Source organism: Amycolatopsis pigmentata, assembly GCF_042684065.1.
Classification (GTDB): domain Bacteria; phylum Actinomycetota; class Actinomycetes; order Mycobacteriales; family Pseudonocardiaceae; genus Amycolatopsis_E; species Amycolatopsis_E pigmentata.
This window is the reverse complement of record NZ_JBHUKR010000006.1, coordinates 37,931-58,159: the sequence shown is the minus strand read 5'-3', so window position 1 is coordinate 58,159 and position 20,229 is coordinate 37,931. Positions and strand designations below refer to the sequence as shown.

General features: G+C 68.8%; 18 protein-coding genes. 12 read left to right on the top strand and 6 right to left on the bottom strand.

Going from position 1 to position 20,229, the window contains the following annotated elements; genetic code table 11:
• Positions 1–138 precede the first annotated feature (138 nt).
• Positions 139–1,404 (top strand): flavin-dependent oxidoreductase, encoded by a 1,266-nt coding sequence (locus ACFSXZ_RS08275; protein WP_378263010.1) that lies wholly within the window; start codon positions 139–141, stop codon positions 1,402–1,404.
• A 174-nt stretch (positions 1,405–1,578) separates the two neighbouring features.
• On the opposite strand, the gene aspS is transcribed toward ACFSXZ_RS08275, so the two are convergent.
• The gene (aspS, locus tag ACFSXZ_RS08270; RefSeq protein ID WP_378263008.1) at positions 1,579–3,357 is read right to left on the bottom strand and encodes an aspartate--tRNA ligase; all 1,779 of its coding nucleotides are present in this window, start codon (positions 3,355–3,357) and stop codon (positions 1,579–1,581) included.
• A gap of 181 nt (positions 3,358–3,538) precedes the next feature.
• Here aspS and ACFSXZ_RS08265 point away from each other — a divergent pair, with 181 nt between their 5' ends.
• Together ACFSXZ_RS08265 and ACFSXZ_RS08260 are read left to right on the top strand one after the other, a co-directional pair.
• On the top strand, positions 3,539–4,588 hold the full coding sequence (locus ACFSXZ_RS08265) for an ornithine cyclodeaminase (protein WP_378263007.1): 1,050 nt from the start codon (positions 3,539–3,541) through the stop codon (positions 4,586–4,588).
• A 122-nt stretch (positions 4,589–4,710) separates the two neighbouring features.
• The gene (locus ACFSXZ_RS08260) at positions 4,711–5,475 is read left to right on the top strand and encodes a thioesterase II family protein (RefSeq protein WP_378263005.1); all 765 of its coding nucleotides are present in this window, start codon (positions 4,711–4,713) and stop codon (positions 5,473–5,475) included.
• A gap of 9 nt (positions 5,476–5,484) precedes the next feature.
• On the opposite strand, the gene ACFSXZ_RS08255 is transcribed toward ACFSXZ_RS08260, so the two are convergent.
• From ACFSXZ_RS08255 to ACFSXZ_RS08240, 4 genes are all read right to left on the bottom strand, one after another.
• On the bottom strand, positions 5,485–6,675 hold the full coding sequence (locus tag ACFSXZ_RS08255) for a DUF222 domain-containing protein (RefSeq protein ID WP_378263003.1): 1,191 nt from the start codon (positions 6,673–6,675) through the stop codon (positions 5,485–5,487).
• Positions 6,676–6,710: 35 nt separating this feature from the next.
• Positions 6,711–7,061 (bottom strand): hypothetical protein, encoded by a 351-nt coding sequence (locus ACFSXZ_RS08250; protein ID WP_378263001.1) that lies wholly within the window; start codon positions 7,059–7,061, stop codon positions 6,711–6,713.
• Positions 7,062–7,109: 48 nt separating this feature from the next.
• Complete coding sequence (locus ACFSXZ_RS08245) at positions 7,110–8,894, bottom strand: glycoside hydrolase family 76 protein (protein WP_378263000.1); 1,785 nt, start codon at positions 8,892–8,894, stop codon at positions 7,110–7,112.
• A gap of 462 nt (positions 8,895–9,356) precedes the next feature.
• Positions 9,357–10,349, bottom strand: coding sequence for an ArsR/SmtB family transcription factor (locus tag ACFSXZ_RS08240; RefSeq protein WP_378262998.1), 993 nt, complete (start codon positions 10,347–10,349; stop codon positions 9,357–9,359).
• 67 nt (positions 10,350–10,416) lie between these two features.
• Between ACFSXZ_RS08240 and ACFSXZ_RS08235 the strand changes: the two genes are divergently transcribed.
• The 9 genes from ACFSXZ_RS08235 (at position 10,417) to ACFSXZ_RS08195 (ending at position 18,765) form a co-directional block, all read left to right on the top strand.
• A complete protein-coding gene (locus tag ACFSXZ_RS08235; protein ID WP_378262996.1) occupies positions 10,417–11,634 on the top strand; it encodes an MFS transporter in 1,218 nt (405 codons plus the stop codon).
• Positions 11,635–11,716: 82 nt separating this feature from the next.
• Positions 11,717–11,929, top strand: coding sequence for a hypothetical protein (locus tag ACFSXZ_RS08230; protein ID WP_378262994.1), 213 nt, complete (start codon positions 11,717–11,719; stop codon positions 11,927–11,929).
• Positions 11,899–13,017: an MFS transporter gene (locus ACFSXZ_RS08225; RefSeq protein ID WP_378262993.1), complete on the top strand. Its 1,119-nt coding sequence runs from the start codon at positions 11,899–11,901 to the stop codon at positions 13,015–13,017. The genes ACFSXZ_RS08230 and ACFSXZ_RS08225 overlap by 31 nt, the downstream gene beginning before the upstream one ends.
• A 171-nt stretch (positions 13,018–13,188) precedes the next feature.
• Positions 13,189–13,986 carry an AfsR/SARP family transcriptional regulator gene (locus ACFSXZ_RS08220; protein WP_378262991.1) on the top strand — a complete coding sequence of 266 codons (798 nt, stop codon included), beginning with the start codon at positions 13,189–13,191 and terminating at the stop codon, positions 13,984–13,986.
• 128 nt (positions 13,987–14,114) lie between these two features.
• Positions 14,115–15,317 (top strand): cytochrome P450, encoded by a 1,203-nt coding sequence (locus ACFSXZ_RS08215; RefSeq protein WP_378262989.1) that lies wholly within the window; start codon positions 14,115–14,117, stop codon positions 15,315–15,317.
• A 275-nt stretch (positions 15,318–15,592) separates the two neighbouring features.
• Entirely contained in the window at positions 15,593–16,486 is an 894-nt protein-coding gene (locus ACFSXZ_RS08210) for a 3-hydroxyacyl-CoA dehydrogenase family protein (protein ID WP_378262987.1), read from the top strand.
• Positions 16,479–17,570 (top strand): acyl-CoA dehydrogenase family protein, encoded by a 1,092-nt coding sequence (locus tag ACFSXZ_RS08205; protein WP_378262985.1) that lies wholly within the window; start codon positions 16,479–16,481, stop codon positions 17,568–17,570. Before ACFSXZ_RS08210 ends, ACFSXZ_RS08205 begins: the two co-directional genes overlap by 8 nt.
• 191 nt (positions 17,571–17,761) lie before the next feature.
• Positions 17,762–18,157, top strand: coding sequence for a roadblock/LC7 domain-containing protein (locus ACFSXZ_RS08200; protein WP_378262983.1), 396 nt, complete (start codon positions 17,762–17,764; stop codon positions 18,155–18,157).
• Positions 18,158–18,177: 20 nt separating this feature from the next.
• The gene (locus ACFSXZ_RS08195) at positions 18,178–18,765 is read left to right on the top strand and encodes a GTP-binding protein (protein WP_378262981.1); all 588 of its coding nucleotides are present in this window, start codon (positions 18,178–18,180) and stop codon (positions 18,763–18,765) included.
• Positions 18,766–18,776: 11 nt separating this feature from the next.
• Here the strand turns inward: ACFSXZ_RS08195 and ACFSXZ_RS08190 are convergent, their stop codons facing one another.
• Positions 18,777–20,228: an aldehyde dehydrogenase (NADP(+)) gene (locus ACFSXZ_RS08190; protein ID WP_378262980.1), complete on the bottom strand. Its 1,452-nt coding sequence runs from the start codon at positions 20,226–20,228 to the stop codon at positions 18,777–18,779.
• Position 20,229 lies beyond the last annotated feature (1 nt).

Below are 20,229 nucleotides of genomic sequence, written 5' to 3'. Positions count from 1 at the left end.
TGCCGACGCCGACGACGTTTCGCGTGACCCGTGACCGTATTCTCGTCGTTAAAGTGGAGCCCCCTTGCCATCGCATTGCTTCGTGTCTTCATGCCGTTTTCGCGCTTCGCTGTGCGCCCGCCGGGCGGAGGCCCTGGCGTGACGGAAACATTGGTCGTCGGCGGCGGGCTCGCGGGCCTGACCACCGCGCTCAGCCTGCACGCCGCCGGACTCCCCTGCCGTGTCGTGGACAAGGCACGCACGCTGACCGCGGCCGGGGTGGGAATCAACCTGCAGCCCCAGGCGGTGCGTGAGCTGACCGAACTCGGTTTCGGTGACGATTTGGCCGAACTCGGCGTGCCGACAGCCGAAATGGTGCACTTCGACCGATTCGGCAACCGGATCTGGGCCGAACCACGGGGCACCGCGGCCGGATACCTTTGGCCGCAATACTCCATCCACCGCGGCGCGTTGCAAATGCTGCTGCTGCGCGCGGTACGCGAGCGGCTCGGCCCGGAAGCGGTCACCACCGGCGTCGCGTTCGAAAGCTGCACCGAGACACCGGACGGGTTGTCGGTGCGCCTGCGCGACCGCGCCGGCAAGGTGGTCGAGACCACTGCCGACGTGGTGGCCGGCGCGGACGGGTTGCACTCCGCGGTCCGGGCCTGGCTGCATCCCGACGAGGGACCGCTGACGAGCCGGGGAATCCGGATGTGGCGCGGCACGGTGGAAGCCGAGCCGTTTCTCACCGGCCGCACCATGATCATCGCGGGCACCAACGCGGCGGCCAAGTTCGTCGCCTACCCGATCACGCCCACGGTCGACGGTCGCACCACGGTCAACTGGTGCGCCGAGGTACGGATGCCGGACGGGGGCCTCGTGCCGGACTGGACCCTGCGCGGCCGGCTCGAAGACGTCCTCCCGCACTTCGCGGACTGGCGGTTCGACTGGCTCGACGTGCCCGCCCTGCTCAGGCGTACCGAGGAAATCCTCGAATACCCGATGGTCGACCGGGATCCGTTGTCCTCATGGGGTTCCGGCCGGGTCACCCTGGTCGGCGACGCCGCGCACCCGATGTATCCCGTCGGCTCCAACGGCGGGTCCCAGGCCATCATCGACGCGCGCGTCCTGGCGCACTACCTGGCCACCACGCCCGACCCGGTCGCCGGGCTCGGCCGGTACGAGGCGGAGCGACGCGAGCCGGCCAACGCGATCCTGCTGGCCAACCGCGGCCTCGGCCCGGATCGCGTGCTGCGCACCGTCGCCGAGCGCGCGCCGAACGGTTTCAGCCGCATCGAGGACGTGCTCTCCGCCGACGAACTGGCCGAGATCGGCGCCTCCTACCGCCGGACCAGCACCCAGGACGCGGAGACGGTCAACACCCGCCCGTCCTGGCACACCGGCCGGAGCGTCGTCACCGGCTAGCGCGTGTCTCATAAGTCCGTGTTGGCGCACGAGGCGAGGAAGTGCGCGAGTGCCGAAGGCCTCGGATTTCCGGAGGCGGGCCGCCTGCCTGCGAAGGTGATGGTGGCTCGTGAGCCACGGCCCGTCTCCGCAAATCCGATCGCGCGCCTTGGAAAACACCAGCCGCCTAGACCGTCAATCGCCGGACGGCTTGGGAGTGGCGTCCACTCCGGCTTCCTTGCGCTGGGCAGCCGAGATCGGGGTGGGCGCCGCCGTCAACGGGTCGTAGCCGCCGCCGCTCTTCGGGAACGCCACGACCTCGCGGATCGACTCGGTGCCCACGAGCTGCATGACCACGCGGTCCCAGCCGAACGCGATGCCGCCGTGCGGCGGGGCCCCGTACTTGAACGCGTCAAGCAGGAAGCCGAAGCGCTCTTGTGCTTCCTCCGGGCCGATCCCCATGACGTTGAAGGCCCGCTGCTGCACGTCGGCGCGGTGGATACGGATGGAGCCACCGCCGATCTCCGCACCGTTGCAGACGATGTCGTAGGCGTAGGCGAGCGCGTTGCCGGGGTCGTCCTCGAAGCGGTCGATCCACTCCGGGGTCGGTGAGGTGAACGCGTGGTGCAGGGCGGTCCAGCGCCCGCCGCCGACCGCGACGTCATCGGTGCCGAGCTTGGCCGTGGACTCGAACATCGGGAAGTCGACGACCCACACGAACGACCACGCGCTCTCGTCGATCAGGCCGGTCCGGCGGGCGATCTCGAGACGCGCGGCGCCCAGCAGCGTGCGCGCGTCGTCCGGATCGCCGGCGCCGAAGAAGACGCAGTCGCCCGGGCCGGCACCGACGGCCTTGGCGAGGCCTTCGCGCTCGACGTCGGACAGGTTCTTGGCGACCGGTCCGCCCAGGGTGCCGTCCTCGCCGATCACGACGTAGGCGAGGCCCTTCGAGCCGCGCTGCTTCGCCCACTCCTGCCACGCGTCGAACGTGCGGCGCGACTGCGAGGCGCCGCCGGGCATGACGACCGCGCCGACGTAGGGCGCCTGGAACACGCGGAACGACGTGTCCTTGAAGTACTCGGTCAGTTCGGTCAGCTGGAGGTCGAAGCGGAGGTCCGGCTTGTCCGAGCCGTACTTCGCCATCGCCTCGGCATAGGTGATCCGGGGGAACGGCCGGGGGATCTCGTAGCCGATGGTGCCCTTCCAGATCGCGGTGAGGATCTTCTCGCCGAGTTCGATGATGTCGTCCTGCTCGACGAAGCTCATCTCGATGTCGAGCTGAGTGAACTCCGGCTGCCGGTCGGCGCGGAAGTCCTCGTCCCGGTAACAGCGGGCGATCTGGTAGTAGCGCTCGAGGCCCCCGACCATGAGCAGCTGCTTGAACAGCTGCGGCGACTGCGGCAGCGCGTACCAGGAACCAGGGCGCAGCCGGGCGGGCACCAGGAACTCGCGGGCACCCTCGGGGGTGGAGCGGGTCAGGGTCGGGGTCTCGATCTCGACGAAGCGCTCGGAGTGCAGCACCTCACGCGCGAGACGGTTGACCTCGCTGCGCAGCCGCAGGTTGTGCGCCGGACCGGTACGACGCAGGTCGAGGTACCGGTAACGCAAACGGGCGTCCTCGCCGGTCTCGATGTGATCGTCGATCTGGAAGGGCAGCGGAGCCGACTCGTTGAGCACTTCGAGGTCGGTCGCGTAGACCTCGACCGCGCCGGTGGGCAGGTCCGGGTTCTCACTGCCGTCGGGCCGCTTGGTGACCTCGCCGACGACCTTGACCACGAACTCCGAGCGCAGCTTGTGGGCGCGCTCGGCCATCTCACCCTCACGGAACACGACCTGGGCGACGCCGCTGGCGTCTCGCACGTCGATGAAGATGACACCGCCGTGATCGCGCCGACGGGCAACCCACCCGGTCAGGGTGACGGACCGTCCGGTGTCCTCGGCACGGAGTGATCCGGCCTCGCGCGTGCGCAACACGGTGGTGGCTCCTCATGGTTCATGCTGACTGTGCCTGTCAACGGTAGCCAATGTCCGACCGGCTTCCTCGCCCGGTCCTCACGGAGGTAGCGGTGCGGCTCGGCAGTCGTTCCGGACCACGACCACCGTTTCGTTACTCAGTGTAACCGACAATGCGACGTCGCCCTGCCATGCTCGTCGCGTGGCGAACACATGGTTGACCGGCGCCCTGGCCGAACCGCGGCCGGAGAACCTGCTGTATCTGGGGCGCCCGGACGTCGTGCGGTGCCTGGAAGGCATCGACGTCGTGGCCACGGTCCGGGACGCGCTGATACGGCACCACGCGGGTGAGACGGTCCTGCCGAGCGAGGCGTACCTGTCCTGGCACAACAGTCGCGGCGCCTACACGCGCTCGATCGGGATGCCGGGCGCGGTGGCCGGGAGTTACGGCATGAAGATCATCAATGCCAGCGTGTCGAATCCCGCGCTCGGCATGGAACGCGCCGGCGGACTGGGGCTGTGCTTCGACCGGGAGACGGCGCGGGTGGTCGCCGTCATGGAGGTGGGCCTGCTCAGCGCGGTGCGCACCGCGTCGGTGACCGCCGTCGCCCTGGAGGCCACGGGATACGGCGACCCGGCGTCGCTCGCGGTCGTCGGCTGCGGCACCCAGGCGCGGGTGCACCTGGCCTTGCTGCTGTCCCGCCACGGTGGGATCCGGTCCGTCGCACTGCACGACACCCGCACGGCGTCGGCGGAGGCCCTGGCCGCCGATTCGGCCGCCCGCTATCCCGGCGTCGGGTTCACCGTCGCCGGGACCGCGGCCGAGGCCATGAACGGGGCCGAGGTCGTGCTGTTCCTGACCACGGTCTCCGAAGGCTATGTCGAACCCGAGTGGGTCACCCCGGGATCGGTGCTGGTCCACGTGTCGCTGGCGGATCTGACCGATGACGCGCTCCTGGGCGCCGCCGCCCTGTACGTCGACGACATCGCGCTGATCGCGGAGAATCCGCGCCGCCCGCTCGGCCGCTTGATCAACGAGGGCCGCATCGCCACCACACCGTCGGCCGGGCGGCCCGCCATCACCGCCACCCTCGGGGAACTGCTCACCACCGGGAGCGTGCCGGCCAGGCCGGACGACGGGTACGTCATCGTCAACCCGTTCGGGCTGGGCGTACTCGACGTCGCGCTGTTCCACGCGGTTCACCGCCGGGCGGCCGAAACCGGAGCCGGGCAACGCCTTCCGGTCTTCTAGCCGCGTTTCGGGGACACAAGCGCGAAAAAAGACGCCTGAATCACCCGGCGCCCGGACGGACATTGTGGTGACGATCTTCCTTTCTGTACCGTCGGTACAGACCACACCTTTACGGCGACAGCATGGGGGAACAGCGGATCATGACCAACCGGAAACTGTGGCTCAGACAATTCCGGCCCGCCCCCACGGCCGGAGTCCGGCTCGTCTGCTTCCCGCACGCGGGTGGCTCCGCGAGTTACTTCCTGCCGATGGTCACCGCGCTGGCCCCGGACGTGGACGTGATCGCCGTGCAGTACCCCGGCCGTCAGGACAGACACCGGGAACCGCTCGTGGACAACATCGTCGAACTGGCCACCACGGTGGCGGGCCTGCTCGACGACGAGGACGGGCGGCCCACCGCGCTCTTCGGGCACAGCATGGGCGCCCTCGTCGCCTTCGAAGTCGCTCGCCTGCTGGAGAAGAGAGGTCCCAGGCCAGCCGCTCTCTTCGTCTCCGGACGCTCGGCGCCAAGTGTCCACAATAGACGATCTACCCACCTCCTGCCTGATGCCGACCTGATCGCGGACGTGAAGCGGCTCAGCGGCACCGATTCGCGGATCTGGGAGACGCCGGACATGGTGGAGATGGTCCTGCCCGTGATCCGGAACGACTACCGCGCCGTGAACACCTACACCTATGTGCCCGGCCCCGACGTGAGCTGCGACATCATGGCTCTGATCGGGGACGAAGACACGATGGTCACCCCCGACAAGGCCGATCAGTGGGGCGCGCACACCACGGGTTCGTTCACCCGCCACATCTACCCCGGTGGACATTTCTATCTCGACACGCATTTCCCCGCCGTGAGCCGCCGCATCGCCGAGTATCTCACCAAGGCGGCGGGCTGACCGCCAGGATCACCCACTCCGCATACGCCACACCACCACGTGCCACAACCAAGGTCGATTACAAGCACCGAACACCCTTCCAGCGGGCATGCCCTGGAAGGGTGGGAGATCGCTCGGGCCGGATCGAGGTTCCGACGGTCGTGGCGTGGTGCCTGTATCGCGTTCACTGGTAACGGTCTGCTCCACCACGAGGTTGCCTGGCGTAGGTTCGTCCACCGTGGATTTTTCTGTTGCAGACTCATCGGTGTCGGTGTCGGTGTCGGTGTCGGTGTCGGGCGTTCGGGGTTCGTGGAGCGGCTGTGGGTCGCTGGTGTGATGGTCACCGGTGGGGGTGATCACGGCCAACCGGCCCGTCTTCTTGTCGAGATAGAAACCCCACCCCAGCCGGCCGTTGGAGTCGACACGGGGCGCGGTTCCCGGGTTTCGCCGGGTCGTTTCCCCGTGCCGCTCCGCCGAACCGGACGTGCCGGTTTCCCGGCATCCGGCTCTCCACGAGTCGGTCAGGCGGCGGTGTTTCGGAGTGCGTGGGTCCACGGAGTGGGGATCTTCGTCCCTCGCCAGGTGTGGCGCTCGATTTTCATCGAGTTGGGGTCGAAGAGTGTTACTCCGTTCGGCGCTGAACAGGACCTCCACCGGGAGATCACCGGAGAGCTGAACCATCCCCTCGTCCAGGGGAAACAACTCCACCTTCCGCCGCACACGACGCGCACGACAACGCCCGGCGAAGCCCTCCGGATCGATCCGGGCCACCGCCCGGTTCGCCGACCGGCGCAGGCCACCCGGATCCTTTCCCGCCAGGCGGGTGGACATCACCGCATCGACCTGGCGGGCCTCCGCATCGGACAGGAGCGCGGTGGGTTCGTGGATTTTCACCGCCTTGTACCCGTCGATCTCACCGCGCCGCATCGCCTCCAGCGTGCGCGGCAGCCGCGTGGTCAACGCCTGGGCGGGCTCGACCTGCTGGTGCGCCGCGCGCTTGCCGATCGCCAGGGCGAGTGCCAGCTCCTGCGGCACCGTCGCCGGCTCCTCCGCCGCACGCGTGAAACAGACCAGCACCTCGAAATAATGAGCCTGCAACCGGTTCACCAACCCCTGCACCTGCCGCATCCGACGCGGCATCCCCGGCGGGCTGGGCGGAATGCCGGGGAACTCCGGCAGGTCCGGGAGGTCGGGCAGGGCGGGGACGGTCGGGGCGCTCATGCCCCTATTTTATCGAACTCTTGAACGCCGTAGAGTCAGGTAAAGAAGAGACCACCGGAAAGAGTGAAAACGGCCGGATACGTCCCTGCGGGCAACGCACGACCGGACCAGTCGCGGGCATGGGATATCCCGATGTCGGCGCGATTCGGGTTGGGATGCGGGCCGACCTGGTCACTCTGCACACCATGTCGCGGCACACCGCCGGGACCGGAGCGGGTGCGGCCACGGCGGTTTTCGCCGCGGGCGCCTGCGATGTACGGCGAACCGTCATCGACGGACGCGTCGTCTTCACCCGCGGGCAAGAGCGCGAAATCGCCGAAGACCTCGATGCCTCCGTGAACGCCTTGATCGGATCGGTGGCGCCATGAGCGGCTGGTGACCGGCATCGCCGAGCATGTCAGCTGGGATTGGGAACGGCCGATGCTCGAGGACGGCTACTGTGCCGCCACGCCGCCGTCGACGCGAGCACGATCCGCACTGCCGATCGCGGTGAGAGCTTCCAACGCGCTGGCTTGAGTGCGCCAGTCGAACGGGTTCGGATTGCCTCCGGCCCAGCGCAGGCCGAGGTGGTTGAGCGAGTCGCGATCGGTGGTCCACAACGAATCCGCCTGTGTCCGGAGGTACGGCTGGTAGCCGACCTCGGACAGATACCGGACGAGGATGCCCTTGAACTGCTTTTGATTGTCGTCGCAGTCCGGCTCGCACGCTTCGGTGAGCACGCCTTGACCGACGGCATCGGCAAGCCGTGTGGCGGTGTTCATCCAGCGCTGGTCGGCGGTGGCGCGCCACAGTTCGGTGAAGGCACCGATCGCCAAGCCCTGGTTGTAGGTCCAGACGGTCTGGCCGTTATTGCGGCAGTCGCCGGTGAGCCCGTCGTTGACCTGGTTCGCGGAATTGATCAGACCACTGCTCAGGTACCAGTTGCCGACGGTGACCGCACGCTCACCCCAGAGCGTGTCGCCCTCGGTGTTGATGTGGAGCGCGGCCGTCAGCCGCAGGTACGCTCCGTTGGTCACCGCGTTCTTGTACGTGCGTTCGCGGTTCCACCAGACTCCGCCGCCGCAGGTGTCCGTGTCCCAGAATCCGCTGATATAGTCGGCGATCTTGGTCGCCTCGGTGAGGTACAGGTTGTCGTGGGTGTACTCATACGCCGCGATCCACGCCAGCCCCCACCAGGCGGAGTCATCAATCGCGCGACTGATGAAGTCGCCTTCGACCGGGTCGCTCGAACGCACACCGGCCGCGAAGGTTCCCTTGTTCAGCTCGAAGGTACGCCCGATCACCCAGTCGTAGTCATGGTTCTGGGTGTCCCGCGCATAGTCGATCAACGCGGTCAGCGCCGCCGCCGAATTCCACCAACTGCTCGGCCACCAAGCCTGGTATGTGTCATACGAGTACATCAGCGCATCGGCGGCGGCACCGGACCGAGTCGGCGCGGGTCGTGCCCACGCCGTGCAGCTTCCGTTCTGGTGACTGGCCTCCCGGCCACACGCGCGTACCGCGGCCCCGTACAGCTTGGCGCGTGGATCCCGTGTCGCGAACATCGTCGTCCGAGTTGAGGACGTACGCCCCAGCGACGCCCCATCCGGCCAGCTCGCGCCCTCGTTCCACGACCGGTCCAGCCATACCTCGTCACCGGCACCGCTGTTCTCGATCGTCGCCCACGCCATGCCGTTGGCGTCGGTGTGCAACCGGATCGTGCGGCCGTAGAGCGACCCCGGGGCGACGGGCTGCACGTCACCGACCGCAAGCGACGGATCCATGTTGTCGCAGACCTTGTCGCAGACCTCCGGTCGCAGCCAGTCGGTGCAAGCCACCGCGTTCGCGTCGCCGCACGCGCGCACCACACCACGCCGGTGCCCGACCGGGTCGTGGACGTTGTACATCAGGGTCCGCGTACCGGTCCACGTGCTCGGGATACTTGCCTTGCCCAGCAAGCCTTCCCAGGTCGCGCCACCGTCCCAGGAACGGTCCAGCCACACCGAGTCACCGGTGGTGCCCTGGTCGATGCTGGCCCAGACCATTCCGTCCACATCGGATTCGTGCAGGACCAGTTTGCGGCCGTTGATGTCCTTGTCCGGCAGGGGAAACGTCTCCTGCTGTGCCTTCGACGGATCGAGGGTGTCGCAGGACAGGGCACAGACGGTCGTCGAGGCCGCCGCAGAAGGGACGGGCAACGGTGCCAGGACGATCAGCACGAGCGGCAGCAGCCTGATCACCTTTCCGAGGATGACACCACACCCTCGGCTTCAGGAAGTCGTTGAGGCGTTTCTGGCCGAAACAAGACAGCGCACACGTGCGGCACTTCGCCGGCGCCGAACCGGATTCGCGGCCGCAGCCGTCGTGCCCACTCGGCGGACCTACCGGATCGAGTCAGAGTGCGATCGGGCGAACGCGGAAGCACGCGAGGCGCAGGCGGCGTTCATGCCGCGCCCAGGCAGCACTGGTGTCGGCTTGGTGGGATCCGACCGCGAAGGGACACGGCGATGTCGAGACCGTGCTGACCGGGTTGATCGACCTCGCCGCCTGGCCGCCCGGGATGCGCGTCATCGTGCGTGCCGAACGCCCGCACCCCGGCGCGCAGCTACGGTTCACCGACCGCAACGGGTTGCCACAAATACGATCGAAAAGCCAATCCGAAGCCGATCAGGCCAGCACATCAGCCCCGCGAAACATCCGGCCTAGGCCATTCCCGCCTCGCACAAGGCATTTCCGAGATCGGTAGTCGTATACAGCACGGCCCGGCCGGACCGCTCACCTACGACGAGCCCGCTCTCGCGAAGCACACGGAGGTGCTGCGAGACGGCGCTGGGGGTGACGCCGAGCGCGCGGGCCAAATTGGTGGTCGTCGCGGGTGAGCGCAGTGCCTCGAGCAGTTCGGCTCGAGGCCGGCCCAGTAACCGGGTCACGCTCTCGGGTGGGCGCCGCGTTCCGGCTGTCCACAATGTACCGACACCCCGTGCCGGGTACCGTACCGTGGTTTGCGTCGTGGTATTCCTTTTTATCATCACGTGGGGCGGGCCGAGTACGACCGGGATGAGAACCAGCCCGCCGGGGCCGAGGTTGACGACGCGGTCGATGTGCGGGCGAGTTCCCTCGAGCGTCAGGCGTCCGTCGCTCCAGCGCAGGTCCGGATGCAGGCCGGAGAACAACTTCCCGGTTCCGCCGGTGGCCAGTTGGCGCGCACGGTAGGCGACGTCCGCGTCGAGGACGGCCCGGATTCGCGGCCAGTGCGGCGCGATGAGCCGGTCGTACGTCGCACGCAGTTCCGCCGCGAGCGCCCGTAGCCCCGCCGCCGGGCGGGCGGCAAGCATGGCGACCGTGCCCGGAAGCCGGTCGCCGAACACGCGCCGCAGGCTGACCCGCACCTGACGAGCAGTCGTGCGCCGCAACGCCGTCAGGTCGTCTTCCAGGGACGGGCCGGCGCCGAGCGGAGCGGGAATGAGGAACGACGGCCAGCTCGGGCGGTCGCCGGCGATCAGTGCCCGGGTGTGCGGGATGTCCAGCGGATTCCTGCCGAGCTCGTCTTCCGCCCATCGCAACCATCTCAGGTTGACCGACTGGCGCGGGTGACCCGTCAGCTGTTGCAGGGCGGAAACCGTCTCGGACAGCGGTGAGATCGCGAAACGGGTCGCCGCCAGCTCCGTCACATCGAGTTCGACCGTCAAAGCCACGACCTCGAGTATGGAGCGGAGCGCTAAATGATTCCGGCACGGCGCGAGGACACTGGACCATCCCCTCATGGCCACGACCGACCCCGGAACCGGCTTGCCCGCGGCCTACTGGCGGGTGTGGTGTGCCGCTGGAGTCGACGCCGTCGGCGACGGCGCGTTCGCCGCCGCCGTTCCGCTCTTGGCCGTCACGGTCACCCGCGACCCCAGGCTGGTCTCGATCACCGCCGCCGCGACCTATCTGCCATGGCTCCTCTTGTCGCTTCCCGCCGGCGCGGTCGTCGACCGGCACGATCGCGCAAGCCTCATGTGGCGTGCCCAGGCGACTCAGGCCGCGATCGTCGGTGTGGTCGCGGTCTTGGCCGGGTTCGGCAGGACGAGTGTGGCGCTCCTGGCGATCATGGGTTTCGGACTGGGCGCCTGCGAGGTCGTGTTCGGCAACGCGGCACAGGCGATTCTGCCCGATATCGTCGCGAAACCCTTGCTGCACAAGGCGAACGGCTATCAGCAGGCGATCAGCACCGTCGGCGGGCAATTCGTGGGGCCGCCCCTGGGGAGCCTGCTCTTCGCGGTCGCGGCCGCGCTGCCGTTGGGAATCGACACGGGCTCCTTCGCGCTCTCCGCGGCCCTGCTGGCGACGCTGCCGCGCCGTCGACCCGGACCGGTCGATCGGCAGCCGATCCGCCGAGCGGTCCTGGACGGCCTGCGCTGGCTGGCCCGTCAACGACTGCTGCGCACTCTCGCCGTCCTGCTGGGCGTCAACACCTTCTGCAACCAGTTCGGCAATACGACGCTGGTCCTGCTGGCGACCCAAACGCTGCACCTCACGGCGAGCGGTTATGGCCTGCTCCTCACCGGAGCGGCCGTCGGCAGCCTTCTCGGCGGCATCGTCAACGCACGTCTCGTCGGCAAGATCGGCGCACGAACAGCGCTGTTCGCCTCGCTCGCCGCGAACGTGGTCGTCTTCATCGCGATCGGGTTCAGTCCCGACGCGATCGTGCTCGCCGGACTCCTGGCCGCGAACGGTTTTGTCACCACCCTTTGGAATATCGTCACGGTGAGCCTCCGGCAACATCTCGTCCCCGCCGAACTGCTCGGCCGGGTCAACAGCGTCTACCGCATGGTCGGCTGGGGACTGATCCCCCTCGGAGCGCTGGCCGGTGGATTCACCGCCCACCTGTTCGGGTTGCGCGCGCCTTACCCCATCGCCGGACTGTTACGGGGAATCGCCTTGCTGGCCGCGTTGCCAATACTCGTAACGGCCTTCCGTCCTCGAACTCCGGCCTGACCTGCGTTGTCCGTCGTTTTGTCGTAGGCCGTTGCCATACTCGCGCCGAACCGACCGGTGGGGGGAACGGCACAGTATGCGCGTGGATCGACTGCCCCGCACGTTCAAGGTGTGGGTGGGCGGCGCCCTGGCTTCGCAACTCGGGGATGTCGTCTTGAACTTCGGGATCGGGTGGGCCGCGTCGGCGTACGGGGGCGTGGTGGCCGGTCTGGTCCTGACCGCGGCGACCTGCCCCGGGTGCTCCTGTTGCTGGTGGGCGGAGCAGTGGGTGACCGCCTGGGGGCCCGCCGCGTGATGATCACCTGTGACGCGATCATGCTGGTCGTGGCTGTCGCGCTCGCGGTCTCGTCGAGTTGGATCGGCACGCCCGCGCTCCTGCTGCCGGCCGTGGCGTTCGTCAACGGGGCGACCGACGCCTTCTACCTTCCCTCCTCGGGTTCGATGCCGCGACGCCTGGTGGCCGGTGATCAGCTCGTCCGGGCATTGGCGTTACGCCAGAGCGGAAGCCAGGTCGTGGCCATCGCGGGCGGTCCGCTCGGCGGCGTCCTGGTCGCTTACGCCGGGCTGTCCGGGACCGCGTGGGCCGACGCGCTGACGTTCGCGGTGGTCCTCGTCGTCCTGGTCCGGATCCGCACGCGAGGTGCGGCGGCCCTGCCGGGGCAGCGCAAGAACGTACTGCTCGAAGCGGCGGACGGGGTGCGGCTGGCGTTCAGGACCGCTGGCTTGGGGACCGCGCTTCTCCTCGTCGCAGCGGCGGCCGGCCTGATTCTGCCGTTCGGCAGCATCCTCGTCCCGTTGCTCGCGCGCGACCGTGCCTGGGGTGCCGGCCTGGCCGGTCTCCTGCTCGGCGCGCAGAGCGCCGGGACCATCGTGTCGACGCTCGTGGTCAGCACACGGGGCGCCGGTTCCCGTCCCGGCCTGATGGCCGTGGGTGCGCTGCTCGTCGTCGGGACGGGGCAGGTCACCGTCGCGCTGGCCAAGCCCGTCGGCTTCGCGCTCGCCGGTGCGTTCGTGGCGGGCGTGGGGACCGGTGTCTTCGCCAGCCACCTCAGCCCGATTCTGCTCAGCGCCGCGCCGGAGGCCTACCTCGCGCGCATCCAGGCCTTGCTGACCGTGGTACAGAGTTGCGCGTTGCTGTTGACCAACAACGCGCTCGGCTCCCTGGCCCACGCCCTGGGGCCCGTCGGCGCTGTCATGATCAGCGCCGCCGTGTTGGCGGGGTGCGCGGTGGCCGGCTTCGCCAGCGCATCCCTCAGACGTCTGACCACATTCACCGTCACACTCGGACCCTCCCGGCCGAACCGCGCTGTAATCGCGGGTGAAAACCCCGGCCACGGCGTCGCTGAGAGCGAGAATCCTCCCGGTGGGCCGAGGCCCGACTGAGCTGAACGGTCGATTGTGGTGGCCGATTTGTGAAACGCCGGTATCGGCCCGGACGGGCACGGTTATCATTGCCCGGAAAGCACGAGGAAGACACGGCCGCCCGGTGCGGGACTGGAGCCGTCACAAACGACTTCACGAGTGAAAAAATAACGATCGCACTGAGGCAGCAGAATGCGTCCAACACGGAACGACGATCCGCGCGGAACACCGGTCCACTTTGGAATACTCGGCCCGGTCCAGGCCGTGGTCGGCGACGCCGAGATACCGATCCCGGCCACCCAGCAGCGGGTCATCCTGGCGGGATTGCTGCTCAACAGCAACCGGGTGGTCTCGATCGACCGGATCGCCTACTTCCTGTGGGGCGAAGACCTTCCGCCGAGTTCGGTGGCCACGGTACGGACCTACATCATGCGCCTGCGCCGCACGCTCGGCCCGTGTGCGGCGGGCCGGATCGTCACCAAGGCCCCGGGGTACATCATCGACCTCGGTCCCGGCGAGAACGATCTGGCCAGCTTCTTCGAGCTTCGCAAGAGTGCCGCGGAACTCGCCGCCGAGGACAGGCACGCCGAAGCTTCCGCCGCGCTGTCCTCAGCGCTGGCGTTGTGGCGCAACGCTCCCCTGCTGGACGTCCCGTCGCCCACGCTGCGGGACATGGAAGTGCCACCCCTGCAGGAGCTTCGCCTGCAGACGCTGGAATGGCGGATCGACCTCGACATGCGGCTCGGCCGTCACGCTCAGCTGGTTCCCGAACTTTCCCGCCTGGTACGGGAACATCCGCTGCGCGAGTCCCTGACCGCGAAACTGATGATCGCCCTGCATCGCGCCGGCCGCCAATCCGACGCGCTGGCCGTCTTCCTTCGTGCCAGGTCCCTCCTGATCGAACAGCTCGGCACGGAACCGGGGCAGGAACTCCGCGACGCGCAGCGACTCATCCTGAGTCTGAGCGCGCGGCTCGGGCCGGCCCGGTGAAAGCGCGGTTCTTCTCTTTCTCGATGTTCACCGTGGCACGCGGAACGCTATCGGAACGATAGCCGCGCTGTCCGATCATGACGGCCGAGGAGATCGAATGCCGGGCATGAGCGTCGAAGAGGAAACCCATGAGCGCGAACGAGGCAGTGCCGGAGTATCCGGTCGGCGACACCAGCCGGCTGTGCCTGGACCCGTGGTACCGCACGGCCCGGGAGGCCGCGCCGGTGGCCCGGGTGCGGATGCCCTACGGGGGCGAAGCGTGGCTGGCATTGCGGTATTCCGCGGTCCGGCTGGCGCAGTCGGACCCCCGGTTCAGCCGTTCGGCGACGGCCGATGCCGGCGCGAACGCGCCCCGGATGGTGCCGGGACTCCCGCCGGCGGGTTCGGTGCTGACCATGGACCCGCCGGAGCACACGCGGGTGCGCCGCTTCGTGGCCAAGGCATTCACCGCGCGCCGGATCGAACGGTTACGCCCGAAGCTGCAGCAGATCGTCAACGGCCTGCTCGACGAACTCACGGCACAAGGCGCCCCTGCGGACCTCAAGCGATTCGTGGCGGAACCGTTGCCCGTCATGGTGATCTGCGAGGTGCTCGGCGTTCCTCCGGGCGACCGCGACGATTTCCGGGAAATGGCCGAAACGATCAGGTCGATCGTGTACACCCAGGACGAGTCGCAGGAGGCCATGAACCGCTTCCTGGGCTACCTTTCCTCGCTCGTCGCCGCCAGACGCGAGAAGCCGGGCGGCGACCTGCTCAGCGCGCTGGCGACCGTCGTCGACAACGGCGACCGGCTGAGCGAACGGGAACTGGCCTCGCTCGGCGTGGCACTGGTGGCCGGGGGGCACGAGACGGTTCTCAACCAGGTCACCAACTTCGCCTACACGCTGCTGACCAACCCGGTCGAGCTGGCCAAACTCCGCGCCCGCCCGGACCTGATCAACCACGCGATCGAGGAGTTGCTCAGACATGTCCCGGTGCACTCGGGCCCGGCCTTCGGCACGGTGGCCAAAGAGGACGTCCGCTTCGGCGACATCACCGTGCGCGCCGGGGAAACGGTGATCGCGGACATCGCCGCGGCCAACCATGACCCGCGGATGTTCGGTGACCCCGACATGCTGAACCTCGACCGCCGCGACATTCCGCACCTCACGTTCGGTTTCGGACCGCACCACTGTATCGGCGCGCAACTGGCCCGGATGGAACTCCAGGTGACCATCGGCACCCTGGTGCGCCGATTCCCTCGCCTGCGGCTCGCGGTGCCCGCCGAGGAGATCGAATGGCGCGAAGGGGTCCTCATCCGCGGTGTCGAAGCCCTGCCGGTGGCCTGGTGAATTCGCGGTCGTTTCACCGATCCGACCAAAAGTAGGCGGAGACGGGCCGCAACCAATCTGGCTGTATAGACCCGTTTCCGCCGTGGCTGTGGTCGGGTTGGTAACGATCGGCACAGTAACCGGAAAAGCATTTCCCGGACACGGCGGCCGATGAGGAGGTACGCTGGAATATCCGCATGGAGCTGAAATGTCGCCGAAATCCGGCGCTATCCAGACGATAACCCTCGCGCGGATCATGGGAAAACGAATTCTGGTGATCCGATCGGGAGGTCGGAGTGACGACAGCCGCGTCGGACGAGACGGACCACCTCGTCATCATCGGTGCCGGCGTGCTGGGCTGCGGCATCGCGGCTCTCGCCCTGGCGCACGGCGTCGCCGTCACCCTGGCCGACCACACCCGGCCGAAACTGGACCAGGCCGAGGCGGCGGTCACCGGTCACCTGAAGACGGCCACGCTGCTGGGCGTGTGCCCGGAGGACATCCCGCACGGACGGCTCGACACGACCACCGGCCTCGAGGAAGCCGTGGCGCGACGGCCCGCCGCGGTCATCGAGGCCGGCACCGAAGACAGCATCCTCAAGGCCGGGGTACTGGCACAGGTGGGGCCGCACGTGCCGGAGGGCACGCCCTTGATCTCCAATACCTCGTCCGTCCCCGTGGACGAACTGGCCGACGCCGTGCCGCGACCGGAAGACCTGCTGGGCGCGCATTTCATGGACCCGCCGTATCTCATCGCCACGGTCGAGGTCATCCCCGGCCGCCGGACCGGCGCGGGGGCGCTGTCCGCGGCGAAGGCGTTCCTGGGCGTGCTGCGCCGCACTTCGATCCTGGTACGGGACTCCCCCGGCTTCGTCACCAGCAGGCTCCTGCATCCGATGATCAACGACGCGGCCCGGCTCGTGCAGGAGGGTGTCGCGTCGGCGGAGGACGTGGACGCGCTGATGTGCGGCTGTCTCGGCCATCCGAGCGGCCCGTTGCGCACCGCCGACCTCATCGGCATCGACAACCTCGCGGATTCCTTGTGGGTACTGCACAAACGCACCGGCGACGAGCGAAGCAGGCCGTGTGACCTGCTGCTCGCCAAGGTCCGCGACGGGCACCACGGCCGCAAGAGCGGTCGTGGCTTCTACGACTACGCGGGGGGAAACAGCGTGAAGCCCCATGCGTGAGGCGGCCGCGCTGCTGACGAAGCTGGTCGGTGACCGGGCCGGCGATTGGGAGCGCGAGGGCGTCCTGCCGCTGGAATTGCTCCGCAAGCTCGGCGCGCACGGTCTGCTGTGCGCGCAGGTCCCCTCCGCCCACGGTGGCCGGGGCTGGACCAGCAGGGACAACGGCGCGTTCACCGCGCACGCGGGCAGCCTGTGCGGTTCCCTCCGCAGCGTGATGACGTCGCAGGGCATGGCGGCCTGGGCCATCGAGCGGCTCGGCGACGCGGCGCAGCGAGATCATTACCTGCGCAGGCTGACCTGCGGCGAACTGGCCGCGGCAGGGTTCAGCGAGCCGCAGGCCGGTAGTGATCCGGCCGCGATGACCACGCAGATCCGCCCCGAGGGGGATTCGGTGGTGGTGGACGGGCGAAAGGCGTGGGTGGCCGCCGCGCATTACGCGGACCTGCTGGTGATAGGCGGAAAGTACGGTGACGGAGCCGCCGCGGTGGTGGTGCCGTCCGACGCGGCTGGCGTGCGGGTCGAGCGCGTGGCCGACCCGCCCGGCTGCCGCGCGGCCGGCCACGCCACCGTCGTCCTCGATTCGGTGCGGTTGCCCGGCGACGCGATGGTCGGTGCCGGCGCGACGATCCCGCTGCTGGTGTCGTCGTCCCTGGCCTACGGCCGCATGTCGATGGCGTGGGGATGCGTGGGGATCCTGCGCGCGTGTCTCGAAGTGGTGACCCGGCACCGGTTCGGCCGGCCGCTGTCGCGGCACCAGCGCGTCGCCGGCCAGGTCGCGGATCTGGTGTCCGCCGAAGGCGTGGCCACCAGGTTGTGCGAGTACGCGAGCGCGTGCTGGGACAGCGGGTCGCCGGAGATGGTGATCGCGACCGTGCTGGCCAAGTACGAAAGCGCACGGCGGGCGGCGGCTGGTGCCGAGGCGGCGGTGCGGTTGCTCGCGGAGGCCGGGACGCCGCACGAGCACATCGTCGCGCGCGCCTACCGGGACGCGAAACTGATGGAAATCATCGAAGACAGCAACGAAATGTGCTTGCTGGTTCTCGCCGACCACGCGGTCCGCCTGGCGGGTGGCGAACTCCGGTGATCCGCGCCGCCCGCGCAATCGCACGACCAGGATAGTTGGAAAACCACTCACATTGACCGATAGAGGGAAGAAATCGCTTCTTACGGTCAGCAGACATCACGGCTAGTATCACCCTTCCGTGACGGCGTGGTCCCGCGACGCATCCGGCTGCCGTGGGTTCACCCAGAATGGAAGCGAGGCTGGCCAGGCACATGACCGAGAATCTCGAGTGGTTGCTCGAAGATCTGTTGCGGAAGACACAGGGAGCCCGGTATGCCCTCGTCCTTTCCCGCGACGGGCTGAAGTTGTGCCACACCAGTGATCTCGCCGAAGACCAGGGCACTCATCTGGCCGCCATCGCGGCGGGAGTGCAGAGCCTGGCCCAGGCGGCGTCGGTGCATTTCGGCGCCGGACGGGGTGGTGTGCGGCAGAGCATGACGGAGTTCTACGGCGGGCTGCTGTTCGTCGTAGAGGCCGGAGAGGGCGCGCACCTGGCCGTGATCGCCGACGCGGACACCGATATCCGGCTCATCGGGCACAACATGAACGAACTCGTCGAGCAGATCGGCGAGTACCTGACCGCGCCGCCGCGTCACCCCGGTTCCTGAGCGTCGAAGGAGGCTCGGGAGTGGACTCGACGGCGACCGGCGCGCTCCGGCCCCCGTTGCCACCCGGCACGGCGGACACCGCGAAGATCGTGATCGTCGGCGGGACCGGCGTCGGCAAGACGACGATGGTGTCCTCGGTCAGCGAGATCGACCCACTGTCCACAGAGGAAACCTTCACGCCCGCGGGCGAAACCGGCGTGGCGGCGGAGGGGACCACCACGGTCGCCTTCGACTTCGGACGGATCACCCTGAACGACGAACTGGTGCTCTACCTGTTCGGCGCGCCGGGCCAGGAAAGCTTCCCGTCGTTCTGGGACCAGCTGTTCACCGCCGCCCTCGGCGCGATCGTCCTCGTCGACACGCGACGCGTGACCGATTCCTGGTACGCCATCGACCGCCTGGAACACCACGGCACGCCGTTCGTCGTGGCACGCAACACTTTTCCGGGCACCCGGCACGACCTGGCCGGCGTGCGGGAAGCGCTCACGCTGCCCGGTCACATCCCGCTCGTCGACTGCGACGCGCGGAAACGCGAGTCCTGCAAACAGGTTCTGCTCACGCTCGTGAACCACCTGTACGCCGGCTTCGCGCCGAAGATTGCGCCCTGAACTCCCCCGGATCAGTCGCGGCGCCCGTCGACCCGTCGCGGGACGCCCCACGGGTTCGCTTCGCGCACCGGCGGGGGCAGCAGCGTGTCGGGGAAGCCCTGGAACGCGACCGGGCGGAGGAACCGGTCGATCGCGGCGGTGCCGACCGACGTGGTGGTGGGCGCCGTGGTCGCCGGGTACGGACCGCCGTGCTGCTGGGCCCAGCTCACCGTGACCCCGGTGGGCCAGTCGTTCCACAGGAGGCGCCCGGCCAGCCGCGTCAGCGCGGGCAGGAGGGCCCGGACCTCCTCCACTTCATCGTCTTCGGCGTGCACCGTGGCGGTCAGCCCGGGTTCGAGCTCGTCGAGGACCTTGAGCAGTTCACCCTGCCCGGCGTAGGTGACGATGATGGACGCGGGCCCGAAGCACTCGGTGCGCAGCACCTCCCCCGCCGCGAGGAAGTCCTCGGCGCGCACGGTGAACAGGCTGGGCCGGAAGAGGTTCTCGTCGTCCGTGGGAGCGGCCAGCACGGTGAGGGAAGGATGCTCGCGCAGGTGGCCCACGCCGGAGCGGAAGCCGCCCTCGATGCGTTCGTTGAGCATGCGCTGCCCGGGCACCGCGCCCACCGCCTCCCGCAGCACGTCGGAAAGATCGTGTCCCTCGGGAAGGAACACCAGGCCCGGCTTGGTGCAGAACTGCCCGGTCCCCAGCGTGAACGAGCCGACGAAGCCCTTCGCCACCTCGGTGCCGCGTGCCTTCACCGCACCCGGTGTCACGATCACCGGGTTGACACTGCCGAGTTCGCCGTAGAACGGGATCGGCACCGGCCGGGACACCGCGATGTCGAACAGCGCGCGCCCGCCGGGTACCGAACCGGTGAACGCCGCCGCCTGGATCCGCGCGTCCTTCACCGTGGCCACCCCGGCTTCGACGCCATGGATGACGTCGAAGACGCCGGCGGGCGCTCCGGCGCCGGCCAGAGCCTCGCGCAGCACGGCACCGGTCCTGGTGGAGAGCTCCGGATGGCCGGGGTGCGCCTTGAGCACCACCGGGCAGCCCGCCGCCAGCGCGGACGCGGTGTCGCCGCCCGCGACGCTGAAGGCGAACGGGAAGTTGCTCGCCGCGAACACGGCGACCGGCCCGATCGGCACCACGGTGCGCCTGATGTCGGGACGGGGGCCCATCGGCCACTCCGGGTCGGCGTGGTCCACGGTGGCGCCGAGGAACGCGCCGTCCTCGAGCACCTCGGCGAACAGGCGCAGCTGGAACGTCGTCCGCGCCAGCTCACCGCGCAGCCGCGGCGCCTCGGGGAGGTGGGTTTCCTTGGCCGCCAACGGGATCAGCTCGGGACCGGCTTCGTCGAGCGCGTCCGCGGCGGCCCGCAACCAGGCGGCACGCTCCACGGGCGTGCTCGCCGCGAGCTTCGGCGCCGCCTCCGCCGCGGCCCCGATCACCCGCTGCAACTCGTTCGCGTCGGTCTCCATC